Here is a 17,720-nt window from a genome sequence, read left to right as displayed (position 1 = left end):
GCATAGTGAAGGGGCGGTAGCTTGTGAGTTCACCTCGCAGGCTACCGCCCCCTCCCAACATCCAATATATGCAATATCGGCTATATACCCTTGAAAAACGGCTAAGAATCAGCCGGTTCCACATTTCGCGGAGTCGTAAAACGCTGTAGCGCATACTGCATCGTGTAATTACCCAACGCAACACCCGAAGCCATCGCCACCACAATCGAAACCGCCGTAATCATATTCTGCATACCCAGAATCACGTCCGTCTCAACCGTCAACAGATACATGCCGCGGAAGAACGACAGACCCGGCAGCAAGAACGTAATCGCAGGAATCGAGAAGATCGCCTGAGGCACATGCAGACGGTACGCAAAATACGTGCTCAACGCACCAATCACAACCGCCGCACACGCCGTCGGACCGCGGCCCGTACTCGGGCCAGCCAGCAACTCATAACCGTAATACGCCGCCAGACCGCAGCCCGTAATGACCATCAGCCACCCGACCTTCACCAGCTTCGTCTGCAAGGTAATCGCAAAGGTCGCAATCGCCACCAGGAAGAAGAACGACGCCACCAGCGGGGTCGTCGGCTCAAAACGCAGCTGCTCAATATCCAGGGTCGGGCCGTTGAAAATATTGATCGCACTCACCGCGGTCGCAATGCCAACCACCAGACCCAAGAAGCTCATGCCCGTAGACACGAAACGACCCGCAGCCGTCACCGGGAAGCCATTAATCGCGTCCTGCACGGCACCCACCAGGCGCGGAGTCGGCAAGAACATAATCATGCCCGCAGCCACCACCAGAGGCGCCGAAATCGCCTCCCCCTGACGCTGCAACACCGAAAGAATGGATCCCTCACCGCCCAGCCAAATCGCCAAGAAGGTCATCAGACCCGCACTAGCAGCCATACGGAAGAACGCCGGAATACCAATTGAACTCAACCACTGAATCAGCAGGTACACCGGAATAAAAATAATCGCCGCACTCAACGCCGTCGCAAAACTTGCACCCAGCGCCGCCGTCAGGGTTCCGGCACACGCCAGGTTCGCCAACCACACCACCAGAGGCGGGAACGGCTTGGGTCGGTGCGTAATCTGGTTCAGCTTCAAATCGGCGATTTCCAGGGTCATACCGCCCCGAGTGATCTTGTAGATCAGGCCGTACACTTCAGAAAGCGCCTCGTAGTTCTCCGTGGAGGAACGCACCACACGCACCAGGGTATGGGTAAAGCGCTCCTCAGCGTTCGCATTGCGCTTGGCGATGCGGGACTCCATGTAAATATCGGGGTCCGACGTGTAGTTGATGGTCACCGACTGGTTCGTAATATCGACTTCCACCGAGTCCAGCCCGTACGCCGAAGAGACCGCAATAATCGCCGAGTCCACGTCCATTGCGTCCGCACCGTAGTGGAACATCGCCTCCGCCAGGCGCAGGGTGAAGTTCAGAGTATCGCGGGCGTACTCCTTCTCACGGCGGAACGCCTCACGACGCTCATGCTCCTCAGAGCGAATCGTCGGCACGAACTGGCGCTGCGCAATGCGCTGGGCACCGCGCGGGGCGGCGGGTGCCGCCTCCTCAGTGCGCACGAAGGAGCGGAAGCGACGCGAACCCCAGCGACCACCGCTACCGCGCCCAAACAGGCCGCGAGAGCCGCCCTCAACCAGCGGTACGGAGGTGGTGGGCATCGAGACAGGCCCGGTCTTCGGCATTGCGGTAGGTTCCGCACCGTAGCGTCGGGCTGCGTGAGAGTTGGGCACCTGCGGAATCATGCCGGTCATGGGCACCGGCTGGGAGGGGCGGGTCAGCGCCTCCTCGGTCACCATATTGCTGGAGGTGACGGGGTTCGGGTCCTCACGGTACGCATCCAGGTCGTCATCAGGCACGAGGGAGGGGTCAATGACGGTGCGTGCCCCATGATCGTGCTCGTGGGGGCACAGTTCCGGGTCACAATCGGGCTCTGCGGTCTCCTGCGGGGTAATGCCCATGTCGGCAGCAGCTTCCTGGAGCACCTCACTCACTGCTTCTGCCTTAACGGTGCCCTCGGAGTTCTTCGCGGAGGCGGCATGCTGAGCCAGCACGCGGCGCAATTTCTCGTCGGTGACCTGGTCTAGTGAAACCAGGGGAAAACCGCGTTTACCGGCGATGTAGCCCGCGGTGGTATTCTGCTCGCTTCCTTCCGTTGCGGCAGTGTTTGCTTCACCTGCATGCGAAGCTTCCCGCGATGTGGGGGTCGCGGGGGTGTTCCTCGATTCTGCCAATGTCCCTCCCAGATAGACAGTGCCTTTTTAGTCTAACAAGGGCACGATTCTGCGGTAGCACTGAAGAGCAGAAATATCACTTTTCTGACCGGTGATTTTATGAGCAAAAAGCGCTCTGCGGCACTTACGGCAGAAGGCTTCATTGAATTGATATGAAGAGAAATCCAGGTCATTACTGCACAGAAGATATTTTGGGAGATATTTCTAGAGCTATTTTCGAGGAAAAATAAAGGTTATATATACATTAAGATTTGCAGAGAAATATCCCCCACCTACCCCCACTCACACCTCAATAAAAAATGAATTATTCATAACAAAAAAATATCCCGCCACCGAAGTGACGGGATATTCACGCTTTAAGGCTGTAGCCTTCACAGCATCCGAAGCGCACCGCTCAGGGTCACTTCAGAGGCGAAAGTCAATTACTCAGCGTCGTGGTCGGTCTCGAGGATCTTAACCAGCGAGTCCAGAGCCTCTTCAGCACCTTCACCCTCAGCGCGCAGGACAACAACGTCGCCGTGCTTTGCACCCAGGGACATCAGGGACAGAATCGATGCAGCGTCCATAGCCTCATCTGCGGGCTCGCCCTTAGCTGCGATGGTCACCTCAACGGGGAGGTCGCCGGCTGCCTCAGCGAAGATAGCTGCCGGACGTGCGTGCAGGCCAACACGGCTTGCAATAGTGGCTTCGCGCTCTGCCATTATGTTTCTCCTTTGATCAAGGAACCGAAATATATCAGTACCTATTCTAAATGAACGGGGCGCTTCAGGACCCGCCCTTACTCTATAAATTGTACCGTTCAGCCATACGCTAACAAGTACCAAAAATGCCGGATGCAGAAATAAAACTCTACACCCGGCATTTTTATGGACCCGGGCACCCGCCCAGCACACCCCACCAAGGAGCGGCAGGCAGCCCCGAAATCGTTTTAAGGCTTAGAGGCCCAGCTCGTCCAGAATCGGCAGAGCCTTGCGTGCGCTCTCCTTCGCCTCAGCAGAAGAAATCTGCTGCAGAGCGATAGCCGCAATCTGCTGTGCCTTCTCCTTGGTCACAGACTTCAGAACCGCAGCCACAGCGGGAATAGCGCCAGCGTTCATGGACAGGGTGTCAACGCCCAGACCAATCAGAACAACAGCCAGAGCCGGATCAGCAGCAGCCTCACCACAGACGCTCACGTACTTCTTCTTACCCGCGGTGACCGATGCACGCTGAGCACCCTCAACGGTCATCTTGATCATCTTCAGCACTGCAGGCTGCCAGGGGTTGTTCAGGTGCGCCAGGTCGCCCAGCAGGCGGTCAGCCGCCATGGTGTACTGGGTCAGGTCGTTGGTACCAATGGACACGAAGTCGACCTCGCCCAGGATAGCCTCAGCGTTCATCACGGCTGCGGGGGTCTCAACCATCACACCGTGAACGGGCAGGCCAATCTCCTTGAGCATGTTCGCGAAGTTGCGAGCCTCGGAGGTGGTCGAAATCATCGGAGCCATAACCCAGATGTCAGCGTCAGAGTTCTCCGAAGCAGCCTTAATAGCCTCCAGCTGGCGGGTCAGAACGCCCGGAACGGTCCAGTCGGTACGGAAACCGCGAACACCCAGTGCGGGGTTCTCCTCGGGGTTCACGTTCAGGAACGGCAGGGGCTTGTCAGCGCCAGCGTCCAGGGTACGAACCACAATGTGCTTGCCGGGGAATGCGTCAAACACGGACTTGTAGGTCTTAGCCTGAGTCTCGATGGAAGGCTCAGCGTCGTGGCCCAGGAAGCCGAACTCGGTGCGGAGCAGGCCAACACCCTCAGCCTTCAGGCTTGCAGCCTTCTCAGCGGACTTGCCGTCACCAACGTTTGCGTACAGCTCAACGCGGGTGCCGTCAGCCAGCACACCCTTGCCGTCGAAGTCAGCGACCGGCTTGCGGTTTGCGTACTTGATAGCTGCTTCGCGGTCAGCGTCAGTGGGCTCGGTGTCAACGATGCCTTCGTTGGAGTCCACGTAGACGATGGTACCGTCAGCAATTTCGGTCACGCCCTTAGCCGCCACAATAGCGGGCAGGCCCAGGCCGCGAGCCAGAATAGCGGTGTGCGCCTGGGGGCCACCGTCAGAGGTAATCAGGGCGATAACCTTCTCGGGGTCCAGGGTTGCGGTATCAGCCGGTGCCAGGTCAATAGCAGCCAGGATGAACGGCTCATCAGAGACGGGGATGCCGGGAGCCTGCTGGCCGGTCAGCTCAGCAACAATGCGGGCACGCACGTCGTGGATGTCGGTGACGCGCTCAGCCATGTAGCCACCCAGGGCAGCCATCTGGTCTGCGAAAGAGGTTGCAGCCTCCCAGATTGCGCGCTCGGGAGCCATCTCCTGAGTCTCAACCAGCTTGATAGCGCTCTTGATGAGTGCACGGTCAGTAGCCATCTGAGAGGTGGACTTCAGAACAGCCTTGCCGTCGCGGCCTGCGTTCTCTGCGCGAGCGAGCAGGTCTTCCTTGACGCGGACCGATGCGTCCTTGATGCGCTGTGCGGCTGCCTCGGCGGTCTCGCCGCTCAGACGCAGACCGTCCTTGGGTTCCTCGATGGGCTTAGGCATCTGAAGAACGGGGCCAATAACACGGCCGGCGTATACGCCGACGCCCTTGTAGGTAGTCATAAATTCATGTCCTATCTGTGGTTTGTCTACAGTGTAACGTGTTTTTTCACGCTCACGCCTGCAAACAGACGATCAAATGAAGGTGAGGTTATACGGCCTTTATGCGGATGCCTTAGAGCGGGCACCCACAGACTTCAGCACCACGTACACGAGTGCCGAAACAACGGTACCGGCAACAACAGCCACCAGGAACATCAGGGGGTTCTGTGCCAGACCGATAATCCAAATACCACCGTGCGGAGCCGGGGAAGCCACGTGCGCACCCATGGAGATTGCACCGGCGATAGCACCACCAACAATGGTCGAAGGAATCACGCGAGCCGGGTCAGCCGAAGCGAAGGGAATAGCACCCTCAGAGATGAAGGATGCACCCAGCAGCCACGCAGCCTTACCGTTCTCACGCTCGTTCTCGTTGAACAGCTTGGGACGCAGGGTGGTTGCCAGAGCCATAGCCAGCGGCGGAACCATACCGGAAATAATGACGGCAGCCATGATTTCCTGGTTCACGGTCGCGCCCGAGGACAAGCCAGCGGTTGCGAAGAGGTAAGCAGCCTTGTTGATGGGGCCACCCAGGTCAGAAGCCATCATGGCACCCAGGATCAGGCCCAGCAGCAGAGCGGAGCCACCAGACATGGAGGTCAGCCAATCCTGCAGGGTGGTCATAACCCACGCCAGGGGCGCACCGAGCAGCAGGTACATTGCCAGGCCGGCAACCAGAGAAGTCACCAGCGGGGTGATGACCACGGGCATCATCGAGCCGAGCCAGCGAGGCAGCTTCAGGGTGCCCAGAGCGTACGCAATCAGACCGGCGAGAATACCGCCAACAATACCGCCAAGGAAGCCCGCGTTCACCGCGAGAGCCACCGAACCGGCGATGAAGCCCGGAGCAATACCGGGACGCTGAGCCAAACCGTACGCAATGTACGCGGCAAGAGCCGGAACCATCAGGCTCAGGCCGAAACCACCGATGGTCTGCAGAACAGCACCCAGGTACAGGGTCCAGTGCACGTCACCGAGGTTGAACAGGGTTGCCGACTCGAGAATCGCCTTGGTGTTCACCTCACCAAGGTTCGGCACCGTAATTGCCTCGAAAACGAAGCCCAGGGCGACCAGAATACCGCCTGCAGCAACGAACGGAATCATGTAGGAGATACCGGTCATCACGGCCTTGTAGATGCGCGAGCCCCAAGCGCCTTCGGTAGCGCCTGCGCTGTCCTCACCGCTGGATGCGGCAGCGGCAACGCGTGCACCGTTGGGGTTCTCGGCCTCAGCCAGAGCCTCCGCAATTATTTCCTTAGGCTCGTCAATACCGCGCTTGACGGGAGACTCAACAAAGGGCTTACCTGCGAAGCGGTTACGCTCACGCACGTTCACGGACACCGCAAAAATCACGGCGTCTGCGGCGTCAATATCAGCCTGGGTCAGCTTCTCATTACCCGAGGAGCCCTGAGTCTCAACCTTCAGGTCGTAGCCGAGCTCTTCAGCAGCGTACTTGAGGGCGTCCGCAGCCATGTAGGTGTGAGCGATACCGGTGGGGCACGCGGTCACAGCAACAATTTTCTTCACCGGAGCCGAAGCAGCGGGGGTGTCCTGAGCAGAGGCTGCAGGTGCGGCAGGTGCAGCCTCGGCGGGCTTGGCCTCGGCCTTCTTCTCGCCCACGCCGAGCGCACCGTTGACCAGCTCAACAATCTCTTCAGCCGAGGAGGCTTCGCGCAGGGACGCGGTGAAGCTCTTCTTCATCAGGGAGCGTGCCAGGGTGGAGAGCAGCTTCAGGTGCGCCTGGTCAGCGCCATCGGGTGCAGCGATGAAGAAAATCAGGTCGGCGGGGCCGTCCTTTGCACCGAAGGAAACTGCCGGGTTGGGGCGTGCCATTGCCAGGGTCGGCTCGGTGACGGCGGCACTGCGGCAGTGCGGAATCGCAATACCGCCGGGGATACCGGTGTCAGTCTTGGATTCGCGTGCCTCGGCAGCCGCGTAGAGCTGCTCGAAGTCGGTAGCGCGTCCGGCATTTACGACTGCCTGGGCGAGCTTGGCAATTACGTCGAATCGGGTCTCGCCGAGGTTCTCGTCCAGCAGGACGAGATCTGCGGTGATCAGATCAGACATATTCCCTCCTCGGGTATGTGTTGGGGCGGGGATTCGCTCAGCGGTGCCGGGCTTCTCCCCTATATGAGTTCAAAGTGTGCGCAGTGTGTGTTGAGTGTGCAGCGTGCGTATATGTGCGACATATGCGCACAGCACCCCAGCTTATATTCCCTTCTGAGAATAAAAGCTGGAGGTGCGAAAACAGCCCGAATTAGAGCTGCAGCTGACGAACAGTGACCTTCTCAGGAGTGGTCTGCTCCAGCGAAGGCATGCGAGTACCGGGCAGAGCAGCAGCAGCCGAACCGTGAGCTACCGTCTGAACCAGGCAACCGGGGGCATCCTCACCACGGGTGTGAGCAATCAAGAAACCAGACAGCGACGAGTCACCGGCACCCACAGTGCTACGAACCTGAATCGGCTCATGCACAGCATGCCAGATACCCTGCTCAGTGACCAGCACTGCACCGCCGCCGCCGAGGGTGGCAAGCACGTACTCGATGCCGTCGCCGAGCAGCTTCTGGGCGGTGCGGGCGGTCAGCTCGGGGCTAGCCTCCAGCTCCTCCCAGTTATCGCTACCGGTCAGCTGAGCCAGCTCCTCCGAGTTGGGCTTAATCAGGGTGGGCTTGTGCTCACCGGCGACGGTCGCAATCAGCGGCGCCTCAGAGGTATCAATAGCAATCTTGCCCTCGTAGCCGGAGGCGCGCAGTGCCGCCACCAGCTCGGAGTAGTAGGTCGGTTCCAGACCCGGAGGCAGCGAACCAGCCAAAACCACCCAGTCGGCACCCTTGGAACGCTCAACCACCAGCTCGTCCAGCTTCTGACGTAGTTCAGCATCAAAAACGGTGCCGGGGGCGTTCAGCTTGGTGGTGGTGCCGTCCGGGTCAACCACGGTGATGTTCGAACGAATCGGCTCGCCGGTGGGCAGGTTAGCGAACTCGACGTCCACAGCCTGCAGTGCGGTCAGCACCGGGTCGGTTGCTTCACCGGGCACAATGGCGAGGGTCGGCACACCGGAAACCTGCAGGGCACGCGAAATATTCACGCCCTTGCCGCCGGGATCCTGTACGGCACCGACAGCACGCTGCACGGCACCGTGAGCCAGGGGCGCACCCAGTTCAATGGTGCGGTCCAGGCTGGGGTTTGCAGTCAGAGTAATAATCATTAGGCAATCACAATCTCAACGTTTGCGGCCTCAAGTGCCTGACGGAGGGCACCTTCGGGCTCGCGATCGGTAATGAGGGTGTCAATATCCTCGAATCCAGCGAAGCGGACCAGAGATTCCTGACCGAACTTCGCAGAGTCACAGAGCAAGACCACGCGACGAGCAGACTTGCAGATCGCGGTCTTGACAATGGCTTCGTTCATGCCGGGGGTGGAGATGCCGAAATGCGCTTCAATGCCATTGGCACCGATGAACGCAATGTCGGGGCGCATGGTGCCGAAGTGCTCTGCGGCGCGTGCACCAACAGCAGCCCAGGTCATCTTGCGCAGCTGGCCACCGACCAGCTCGAGGGTGACGCCTTCGGCTTCGGCGAGCTTGACTGCAATGTGCAGTGCATGGGTGATGACGATGCGGTCATTGCCGGTCTTGAGGCTGAAGTTCTCAGCGCCGATGTGGTCGGCGAGAATTTCGATGGTGGAGCCTGCGTCCAGGACGATGGAGCCCGCCTCGGAGTCGCGCAGCATCTGGTATGCCTTGGTGGCGATGCGGCGCTTTTCGGGGGTGTTCATGCCCTGTCGGGAGGAGATGGAGGACTCCAGGGAGGTGGACTGCTCAATGGTGACAGCACCACCGTGGACACGGCGGAGCTTACCTGCCTCTTCCAGTGCGGCGAGGTCACGACGCACGGTCTCCATGGTCACATCGTAACGGCGCGCAAGGTCAGCGCCGTTGACACGACGTGCGGAGGCAACAAGCTTTGCAATTTCGGCACGGCGTTCTTCTGCGAACATAAATCTGGTGTTCCTTTGGGCTAGTGGGAGGAAATCTGTGCGTTCTTTTCTGTGCTCTGCTCGGCTTTTATAACCGTGAGAGACATGGTTTCAGTGAGCCAGCAGAACACTTGAGGGTAATACTTGATTTTATGTGGGTTTTTGTGGGTAAGTCAATATAAAACGCTGTATTTACCGGAATATTACCCGAATGTTCCCTACAGAAACCACACTATATCGGAGGTCACTGCCTGTTTATGTCTGTTTGACCTAATGAACTGTTGGGTTTTCCCGCTCCCCCCTCATCCGCACAGTATCCAACACCTACACGGCGCCCTCACAGGGTAAAAAGTGGAGGCGCCAGCTCCGAAAATCCTCAGCGAGAATCCTCGAAACCAGCGCCTCCACCGGGCACAAAACTTTATTTACCTTGACGCTCACGACGTTCACGACGCCAACGATGCACGCCCAAAGCACCCGCCGCACCCAGCAGGGCACCCGAACCGTTCATCAGCACATCCACCGGATCGCCGGTACGATCAGGCATGAAACTCTGGATCGTCTCAATGCAGGCGCTGACCAAAAATCCCGAGTACAGCACGTGCGGGCGAGCCTTCGGTTTGAGTAGCAGGGCGAAAAGAAAACCGCCCGGAATGAACATGATGACGTTCGAAAGCTGCTCAATGCTCGAATAGGTGATGAACGCAGGCAGCCACCCCTCGGCGTGGCCGGTATCCAGCAGCTGCGCCAGGCGGCCTCCCATCTCGTTATCGTCCACGTGCACGGGGGCGAACACGATACTCGCCACCACCGCGCAGTACAGCGCCGTGACCGGCCAGAGAATCAGCCGCCATACGCGAGCGCCAGACCAACCTTTACCAAACAAGGCGACCCACCTCGTCGAACTGCTTGGTCGAATCCCACGCGAACAGGCCCGGCACGTCAATCGTGAGCGGTTCGGCGTTCGGCACGGTCACGGTCCACTCTTCACCGGCTGCGGCGGAGAGGGCGCGGCGAATGAAGCTGCCGTGGCTGACGGCAATAATCTTCTGGTCGCCGGAGTCTTCTGAGAGTTCACGCACGATATTGCGCAGGGTACGCACCGCGCGGATGTACACGTCGCGTTCGGATTCCACGTTCGGGTAGTAGCGTTCGGGGGCGCGGCGTTCGGGGGCGGGAATGTCCAGGCCCTCACCGGCACCGTAGGCGCGTTCCACCAGCTCGGGGTAGGTCTTGTGCACCTGCAGATCGAAGTGCTCACCGACCAGCTGCGCCGTCTCGTAGGCGCGAGACAGCGGCGAGGACACCAGCACGGTGAACTCCAGACCCATGTCGGCGAGCTTCTTGCCGGTGGTGCGTGCCTGCTCGCGACCGGTGTCATTGAGCGGAATGTCGGTGATGCCCTGCATCAGGTTCGCCTTGTTCCAGTCGGTCTGGCCGTGACGAATCAGGGTGAGGGTCGTGTTCTCGGCGCCCGCCGGTACTTCCTCGGGGCCCAGCTCAGGTTCCAGATGCTGCACAACCAGGCGGTCGATTGCGTTGTCCAGGTACTGCAGGGGCACCTCGGTCAGGGAGGCGTTTACCGGGATCGGGTAGATGCCGTCCTCGTTGAGCAGTTCGGGATGGCGTTCAGCGACCAGGGCGGTCATGGTCATGGCAATCAGCATGCCGTGCGCGGCGACCACAACGGTCTGACCCTCGTATTCGCGGCGGACGCGGTTCAGCGCCGCGAGGGAGCGGGCGAGGAAGTCCTTCTTCGGTTCCACATTGAAAGCATTGTTGGACTGGCGGGAGGCGAGGATCAGCTCGCGGGTAGCGATCTGCCCTTCCAAGTCGCCAAAGGAACGTTCCTGGAAGCCGTCAACGGCACCGCGGTAGGGTACGCCCAGGCCTTCGGCTACGATTTCGGCGCTTTCTACGGCGCGGGAGAGCGGCGAGGAGACGATAGCGTCCACGGTGGTGCCTTCAGCTGCTGCCTGCTTCAGGGCGCCGATAGCGGTGCGGATCTGTTCTCTGCCGGTGTCGTTGAGGGGGATGTCGGTGCCGCCCTGGAAGCGGTGGTCAATGTTCCAGTCGGTCTGGCCGTGGCGTAGGAAGATGATGCGGGTTCCTGCCTCGGGGTCGGCTACCGGAGTGATGATGGGGGTGTTCTGTGCGTCGGTCATCCTTCTAGTATGGCACTGCCTCCATGCAGTTCAAGGCCGCCGCGCAGTTCAAGGCCTCGGTGCAGTTCAAGGGGTGCGCGGCTTATCCCTTCTGCTGAGGCGCACTCATACCGCGGTATGAGCTGCGGGGTGGTTGAGCACCCGGTCGGGCGAATTTTTTCAGGGTTTTCCCATATTTTTCAGCCCCCAGACGGAGGGGTGAGCTGCCGAGAAGCTGAGATGATAGAAGAGTACTTCCGTTAGTTCATACCCAATGAAGGTTGTCATGACGCAGAATCCTCAATCTCAGAACCCGCAGTTCCAGGCTCAGAACCCGTACTCAATGACCCCTCCGCAGGCGGCGCAGCCTGCCGGTCAGTATTCCGCTCAGCAGGGTCAGCCTAACCAGCAGAGCCAGGCGGGCTACTATCAGGGCCAGCCGCAGGGCTACCCGGCTCAGGCACCTCAGCAGATGCAGCAGGCGCCCTTCGCGCGCGGCGCGATTATTTCTGCCCGTAACCTGCACAAGTCGTACGGCAATAACCCGGTGCTACGTAACGTGAGCCTGGATATTTTCCCCGGTGAGTCCGTGGCGATTATGGGTCCTTCCGGTTCCGGTAAGACCACCCTGTTGCACGCGCTCTCGGGCATTATCAAGCTCGATGCCGGTTCTGTGCTGTTCAACGGCCCGACCGGTCAGGTGGCGGTGGAGTCCCTCAGCGAGCGTGAGCGCACCTCCCTGCGCGCTAACTCGTTTGGTTTCGTGTTCCAGCAGGGTCTGCTGGTTCCCGAGCTGACCGCGGAGGAGAACGTCTCCCTCGCCGCGATGATTGCCGGTGTTCCCCGCCAGCAGGCGCGTTCCATTTCGGCTGATCTGTTGAACCGTCTGGGTTTGGGGCAGATGCTGGACCGCCGTATGGGTGAGATGTCCGGTGGTCAGGCTCAGCGTGTGGCGATTGCCCGCTCCCAGGTGAACGGTGCCCCCGTGACTTTCGCGGATGAGCCGACCGGCGCACTGGATTCGAAGACCGCGCGTGAGGTGATGGCTCTGCTGCTGACCATGATTCCGCAGCAGGGTAAGACTCTGCTGGTGGTTACTCACGACCCGAACGTGGCGGCGGCGTGCTCCCGCGTGGTGTACCTGCAGGACGGTCAGATTGTGAGCGATCAGCGCAATAACCAGGGCGGTGTTCCCGCTTCCCAGAACCACGCTCAGAGCTTCGGCGCTCAGTCTCAGGCAGGTGCATAATGCAAATCTATGCTCTACTCGCCAAGCGAACCCTATGGAGTTCGCAGGCGATTCTTCCCGTGCTGGCTTTTGCCGCCTCCTCGGCACTGTTTTTGACGGTTGCCGGTGGTGTTCAGGCGCTGAGTACTTGGCTTGAGCACGCCAACGTTGACCACGAAATGATCAACCTGATGGGCATTCAGAAGCTCTACATGGGTTTGGCGTGGGTTGCCGCTCTGGTGCTGATTGTTCCGCTCTTTACCCTGGGCGCTTCGGCTGCTCGTTTGAGTGCCCGCCGCCGTGATGAGCGTCTGGCGTCCCTGCGCCTGATTGGTGCCTCCACAACCCTGATTGTGGGTCTGTCCGTTGCGGACGCGCTGGTGTACTCTCTTGTGGGTTTCGTCATCGGTCTGTTGCTCTACCTGGTGCTGATTTTCCCCTTTGGCGCTTTACACTTCATGAACGTTCCGCTGGGTGCTGAGAATATGCTCCTGCCGGTGAGCGTGATTTTCTACTGCTTCCTGGGTTGTATGGTTTTGGCGGCTCTCAGCTCCCTCTTCGGTCTGGCGAAGGTCAGCATCAGCCCGCTGGGTGTGCGTACCCGCGCGAAGGCCGGTTCCGCCGGTTACATTGCTCTGGGTATCGGTGTTGTTCTGGTCATTGCCGTGATGATTCTGGCTTCGACCTCGAAGGGTTTTAGCATGTTCTCACCCTTCCAGGACGGCGGTGCCGATAGCGCGATTAAGAACCTAGCGATTTTCATTGCTCTGCCGGGTCTGCTGATGATGGTTGCTATCGACCTAATTGGTACCTTCCTGGTGTGGGCGTACGCAAAGATCCGTGTGCGTATGACCCAGAAGGCGTCGGTTCTGCTGGGTTATCGTGCGGTGCTGGAGTCCCCGCGCGGGGCGTGGCGTCAGGTTTCGGGTGTGGCGCTGTCGACCTTCTTGGTGACCTTCTTCGGCCCCATCCTGATTCTGGCGGGTGAGATGAACAAAACGGCGAAGGAGGTAGGCCCCGCCGCCGGCCCCTTCATGACCATCATGTCGGACATGTTCCAGGGCATGCTGCTCATGCTGTTCTTCTCGTACCTGCTGGTCACCCTCTCCGCAGTGTTGAACCAGAGCGCCGCCATTTACGAGCGTGGTTCGCTGTACTCTTCGCTGAATATGATGGGTACCCCCACGAGGATGTTGCAGGCTTCGCGCCTTACCGTGGTTTTCGGTCCGCTGGTGCTCATTAGCGTGGTTTCTGCGCTGCTGGGTCTGCCGCTGACGGCGTTGATTGCGGCGCAGGGTCTTTCGGGTGAGATTCTGACGAAGATGTTCGGTATGACCTTCGGCGCTATTGCGCTGGGTCTGGCGCTGGTCTATGTGGGCCTGTTGGCGACCATTCCGTTTATGCGTCAGGTGACTCATAAGCCGGTGTCCGCTCTCTAAGCTGTTTTAGCTTCTGCCCTCCCGTTGCGTTCGTTCTGGATGCGGCGGGAGGGTTTCTTCATGTGGTTTTCCGTTCTGCGGGCGAGGCGCAACCCCGCATGTTTTCTCACGCACCGGGCCACCGCTTCCATAGCCTAAAGCCCTGTGAGAGACTGACATTATGTTTGAACACACAGTACCCTCCGATTGGTTCCCCCGCTGCGCAATCTTCGACTGCGACGGCATCCTCCTCGACTCCGAGACCGTCTGGAACGATGTGCAGCGTGAGCTTTTCGCACGCTGGTCTGTTCCCTTCACCGAAGAGGTCGAGCACCGCCTCACCGGCCTGGCGGCAGCCGATGTTGCGCAGGAGCTTGCCCTGCTCTCCTACGAGGCGCAGAACGGCCAGAAGCCGGACACCGCCTCCGCAGAGTACGCCGAGCACCATGAACGCGTGATGAAGGACCTGCTCACCACCGAGCACGAGGTCATCAGCTCCGGCGTGGACCTGATTGAGGGTGCACAGAAGTTCCTTGGCTTCCTGAGCGAGCACATGCCGGTTGCGGTGGCGTCGAACTCCACCGCGAACATTCTGACCCTGAAGATGGAAAGCTACGGTTACGCCCCGCTGGTGCGCACCTGGGTCAGCAGCAACGACGTTCCGGCCGGTAAGCCCGCCCCGGACATGTACCTGGAGGCGGCACGTCGCCTCGGCTTTGAAGGTCACGAGGCGCTGGCGTTCGAGGACTCCCCCGCGGGCGCGCAGGCGGCACGTGACGCCGGTACGAAGGTCATGATTTACGTTCCGGAAGGCACCGACCCGGCAAAGGCACCGGCCGGTTTTGGGCGCTTCGATTCGTTCAATGACCCGCAGCTCTGGGAGGCGGCACGCATCTGGATCGCCAAGCTTGAGGCGGCACAGCAGTCGGAGGCGGCGCAGAACTAAGAGGCACCCGCCCCACCGCCTCACCTGGCAGGCGGCATCAAGAAAGACCCCCGGCCCGCTCTTCAAGAGCAGACCGGGGGTCTTCTATGCTTTATCAGCTGTGCCCATGGGGGCATGAGCCTATCGGCGCATAACCTTCTTCGCCAGGAAGTTACCGATGAACTGAACCAGCTGAACCAGGACGATAATAATCGCCACAACAGCCCAGGTGATCTCATCGTTAAAGCGCTGGTAGCCGTCCACAATCGCGATCTTACCCAGACCACCGGCACCCACGTAACCGGCCATAGCGGACATATCCACCACGCCAATGACGAGGAAGGTGTAACCGAGAATCAGCGGACCAAGCGCCTCCGGAATCATCACGGTGAACAGGATGGTCAGCTTTGAAGCGCCCATCGCACGCGCCGCCTCAATCACGCCCGGATCAATGGAGACCATGTTCTGCTCCACGATACGGGCAATAGCGAATGCAGCACCGAAGCTCATTGCGAAGACCGCCGCATTCACGCCCAGGCGGGTACCCACCACGGCGCTCGTCAGCGGGCCTAGTGCCGCAATCAAAATAATGAACGGAATCGGGCGAATCACGTTCACCAGAATGTTCAGGATCGTGTACACGAAACGGTTCTGGAAGATGTTGCCCTCACGGGTGGTGTACAGCAGAGCACCCACAATCAGGCCGACCAGACCGGCGCACAGCATGGTGATAGACACCATGTAGAACGTATCGCCGATAGCCGGGAGCAGCTTCTCGGGCAGGAACTCGGACCAGTCCGTCTTAGACGCAGCCAGCGGAAGAGTAGTAGCAAACATTTAGCGCACCTCCTGCACGCGGGCAACGGTCTTCAGTTCGGCAACGGCGGCATCAATGCTGGTGATTTCGCCAAGGAGTTCCAGGGTGAGGGTACCGTACGCCTTACCCTGCAGGGTCTCAATACCGCCGCCCACAATGTTGAAGCGGACGTTACGGGCGCCCAGGTAGGACAGCACCTTACCGAGCTCCTGGTTACCCTCCACGATTTCAACGTTGATGAGGTAACCCTTGTGGTTTGCGCGCAGCTCAGCCGCTTCCTTGCCGGTGGGGGCGAGCTTGACGGTGGTTGCCACAAACAGCTTTGCCACGTCGGTCTGCGGGTTGGAGAAGACGTCGTAGACGTTGCCCTGCTCCACCACGCGGCCGGACTCCATGACGGCCACACGGTCAGCGATGCTGGAGACCACGTCCATCTCGTGGGTAATCACCACGACGGTCACGCCCAGTTCACGGTTCACGCGCTTAAGGAGCGCAAGAACTTCATGAGTGGTTTCCGGGTCCAGCGCACTGGTGGACTCATCCGCCAGCAGCAGGGCAGGGTTGGTTGCAAGCGCACGAGCAATACCCACGCGCTGCTTCTGACCGCCCGAAAGCTGGTTCGGGTAATGACCTGCACGGTCGGCAAGACCCACGAACTCCAGCATTTCCAGGGCGCGTTCGCGGCGGTCCTTCTTGGACCAGCCGGCGATCTTCAGCGGGAACTCGACGTTACCGAGCACGGTGCGGGAGTTCATCAGGTTGAACTGCTGGAAGATCATACCGATGTTGGTGCGTGCTTCACGCAGTTCAGAGTCGCGCTTACCGGAAATCTGGAAGCCACCGACGGTCAGGGTGCCGCTGGTGGTGGTTTCCAGGCCGTTGATGAGGCGGACCAGGGTAGACTTACCGGCACCGGAGTAGCCGATGATTGCAAAGATTTCGCCGCGGTTAATGCTGAGGGAGACGTTGTCCACAGCAACTACTGCCTTGGGGCCGTTGCCGAAGACCTTGGAGACTCCGTCCAGAACCACCATGGGCTCGGTGCTGTCACCGAAGCTCTGTACCAGTTCACTCATAAGTTTGTATCCGTTGTATGTCGTGGTTGGGGCGCTAAAGGGCATTAACGCCGGTACGCAAAGGACGGTAAGCCTGTCGTGACCCGCATCGGGTGCTTAGACTTACCGCCTTTGCGTATGCCTAGAGGAGGCGTGTATTTAGAAGATTACTTCTTGGCGCGCAGCTTGGCTTCTTCGTTAGCCAGGGACTGACGCAGCTCGTCGGTGCTCACGTTGACCTCAACAGCGGTGCCGCGGGTCTCTTCCTGAACAACATCCATGACGGGCTTGGTGTGGAAGATTTCAACAATCTTCTTGTAGGTCTCGTCGTCAGCCTTGTCCTTCTGAGCAACGAAGAGGTTCACGTACTTGACAGCCGAGGGGTCGGTCTTGGGGTCGTCCTGAGCCAGGGCGTCTGCGGGCTTCAGGCCTGCATCCTTGAGGAAGTCGTTGTTGACGACTGCGCCGTCAGCGGACTCCATGCCAACCACGGTCTGGGTTGCATCGACGGGGGTGACCTTCACCTTGGAGTTAGCGGTGTCCACGTCGTCGATAGTGGGTGCGTCAACATCAGCGTTCTTGAAGGTAACCAGACCGTTGGTCTTCAGCAGCTTCAGAGCGCGTGCTTCGTTCACGGTGTCGTTCGGGATAACGATCTCGCCGCCCTGGGGGATGTCAGCCAACTTGGAGTGCTTCTTGGAGAACAGAGCCATCGGGTAGATGACGGTCGGGCCGACAATCTGCAGGTCCTTCTTAGCGCTCACGTTGTAGTTGGACAGGTACGCGATGTGCTGGAAGCGGTTCATGTCGATGTCACCGGCGTCCAGTGCGGGGTTCGGCTCGGTGTAAGCGCTGAACTCCTTGTACTCAATGTCGATACCCTGCTTCTTAGCTTCTTCCTTCAGGGTCTTGTTGAACTTCTCAGAGCCAACCACACCGATGGTGACCTTCTTGGAGCTGGAGGAAGAGGAGGAGGAGTTGGTGGAACCGCAGGCTGCCAGGCCAAAGACCATGGGGACAACTGCGAGTGCAGCAGCAAACTTCTTCACGGCTATGAATCTTTCTGTTGAATGATGATGCGTTCCGCCGGGTGCTGACGTTGGTATTAGCACGTCCGATGGGAATGATGATGGGACAATTACAGCACGCGCGGGGGCGGGTGTGGAAGTTAAGAGCTATTCATGAGACACAGAACGTCAAGGTCGTCATATTTTGTCATAATTCGTCATGCAGTGATTAT

At 59.5% G+C, this 17,720-nt stretch carries 14 protein-coding genes; 3 read left to right on the top strand and 11 right to left on the bottom strand.

The window, feature by feature from the left end; genetic code table 11:
• Positions 1 to 101 precede the first annotated feature (101 nt).
• The 8 genes from HMPREF3055_RS04345 to HMPREF3055_RS04310 all read right to left on the bottom strand — a co-directional run bounded on the left by HMPREF3055_RS04345 (position 102) and on the right by HMPREF3055_RS04310 (position 11,058).
• The gene (locus HMPREF3055_RS04345) at positions 102 to 2,246 is read right to left on the bottom strand and encodes a threonine/serine exporter family protein (protein WP_070738213.1); all 2,145 of its coding nucleotides are present in this window, start codon (positions 2,244 to 2,246) and stop codon (positions 102 to 104) included.
• Between the two features lie 422 nt (positions 2,247 to 2,668).
• Entirely contained in the window at positions 2,669 to 2,947 is a 279-nt protein-coding gene (locus HMPREF3055_RS04340) for an HPr family phosphocarrier protein (protein WP_005504506.1), read from the bottom strand.
• 234 nt (positions 2,948 to 3,181) lie between these two features.
• The gene (gene ptsP / locus HMPREF3055_RS04335) at positions 3,182 to 4,876 is read right to left on the bottom strand and encodes a phosphoenolpyruvate--protein phosphotransferase (RefSeq protein WP_070738210.1); all 1,695 of its coding nucleotides are present in this window, start codon (positions 4,874 to 4,876) and stop codon (positions 3,182 to 3,184) included.
• Positions 4,877 to 4,975: 99 nt separating this feature from the next.
• Entirely contained in the window at positions 4,976 to 6,982 is a 2,007-nt protein-coding gene (locus HMPREF3055_RS04330; protein WP_070738208.1) for a PTS fructose transporter subunit IIABC, read from the bottom strand.
• A gap of 190 nt (positions 6,983 to 7,172) precedes the next feature.
• On the bottom strand, positions 7,173 to 8,123 hold the full coding sequence (locus HMPREF3055_RS04325) for a 1-phosphofructokinase family hexose kinase (protein ID WP_070738204.1): 951 nt from the start codon (positions 8,121 to 8,123) through the stop codon (positions 7,173 to 7,175).
• Positions 8,123 to 8,914, bottom strand: coding sequence for a DeoR/GlpR family DNA-binding transcription regulator (locus HMPREF3055_RS04320; RefSeq protein WP_049353963.1), 792 nt, complete (start codon positions 8,912 to 8,914; stop codon positions 8,123 to 8,125). The genes HMPREF3055_RS04325 and HMPREF3055_RS04320 overlap by 1 nt, the downstream gene beginning before the upstream one ends.
• A gap of 400 nt (positions 8,915 to 9,314) precedes the next feature.
• The gene (locus tag HMPREF3055_RS04315; RefSeq protein WP_049358374.1) at positions 9,315 to 9,779 is read right to left on the bottom strand and encodes a VanZ family protein; all 465 of its coding nucleotides are present in this window, start codon (positions 9,777 to 9,779) and stop codon (positions 9,315 to 9,317) included.
• Positions 9,769 to 11,058, bottom strand: coding sequence for a histidine phosphatase family protein (locus tag HMPREF3055_RS04310; protein ID WP_070738201.1), 1,290 nt, complete (start codon positions 11,056 to 11,058; stop codon positions 9,769 to 9,771). Before HMPREF3055_RS04310 ends, HMPREF3055_RS04315 begins: the two co-directional genes overlap by 11 nt.
• 265 nt (positions 11,059 to 11,323) lie before the next feature.
• On the opposite strand from HMPREF3055_RS04310, the gene HMPREF3055_RS04305 reads away from it, so the two are divergent.
• The 3 genes from HMPREF3055_RS04305 to HMPREF3055_RS04295 all read left to right on the top strand — a co-directional run bounded on the left by HMPREF3055_RS04305 (position 11,324) and on the right by HMPREF3055_RS04295 (position 14,629).
• Positions 11,324 to 12,286 (top strand): ABC transporter ATP-binding protein, encoded by a 963-nt coding sequence (locus HMPREF3055_RS04305; protein WP_049348983.1) that lies wholly within the window; start codon positions 11,324 to 11,326, stop codon positions 12,284 to 12,286.
• The gene (locus tag HMPREF3055_RS04300) at positions 12,286 to 13,704 is read left to right on the top strand and encodes an FtsX-like permease family protein (protein ID WP_049353213.1); all 1,419 of its coding nucleotides are present in this window, start codon (positions 12,286 to 12,288) and stop codon (positions 13,702 to 13,704) included. The genes HMPREF3055_RS04305 and HMPREF3055_RS04300 overlap by 1 nt, the downstream gene beginning before the upstream one ends.
• A 160-nt stretch (positions 13,705 to 13,864) precedes the next feature.
• Entirely contained in the window at positions 13,865 to 14,629 is a 765-nt protein-coding gene (locus HMPREF3055_RS04295; RefSeq protein WP_070738198.1) for an HAD family hydrolase, read from the top strand.
• A gap of 120 nt (positions 14,630 to 14,749) precedes the next feature.
• Here HMPREF3055_RS04295 and HMPREF3055_RS04290 read toward each other — a convergent pair whose 3' ends face one another.
• The 3 genes from HMPREF3055_RS04290 to HMPREF3055_RS04280 form a co-directional block, all read right to left on the bottom strand.
• A complete protein-coding gene (locus HMPREF3055_RS04290) occupies positions 14,750 to 15,445 on the bottom strand; it encodes a methionine ABC transporter permease (protein WP_012902834.1) in 696 nt (231 codons plus the stop codon).
• A complete protein-coding gene (locus HMPREF3055_RS04285) occupies positions 15,446 to 16,501 on the bottom strand; it encodes a methionine ABC transporter ATP-binding protein (RefSeq protein ID WP_005507549.1) in 1,056 nt (351 codons plus the stop codon).
• Between the two features lie 146 nt (positions 16,502 to 16,647).
• Positions 16,648 to 17,529, bottom strand: a complete 882-nt coding sequence (locus HMPREF3055_RS04280) for a MetQ/NlpA family ABC transporter substrate-binding protein (RefSeq protein WP_070738195.1) — start codon at positions 17,527 to 17,529, stop codon at positions 16,648 to 16,650.
• Positions 17,530 to 17,720 lie beyond the last annotated feature (191 nt).

The sequence above is a fragment of the Rothia sp. HMSC061C12 genome (assembly GCF_001815755.1).
In the GTDB taxonomy this organism is placed as follows: Bacteria; Actinomycetota; Actinomycetes; order Actinomycetales; family Micrococcaceae; genus Rothia; species Rothia mucilaginosa.
The sequence above is the reverse complement of the archived record's forward strand: the minus strand, read 5'-3'. Positions and strand labels throughout refer to the sequence as shown.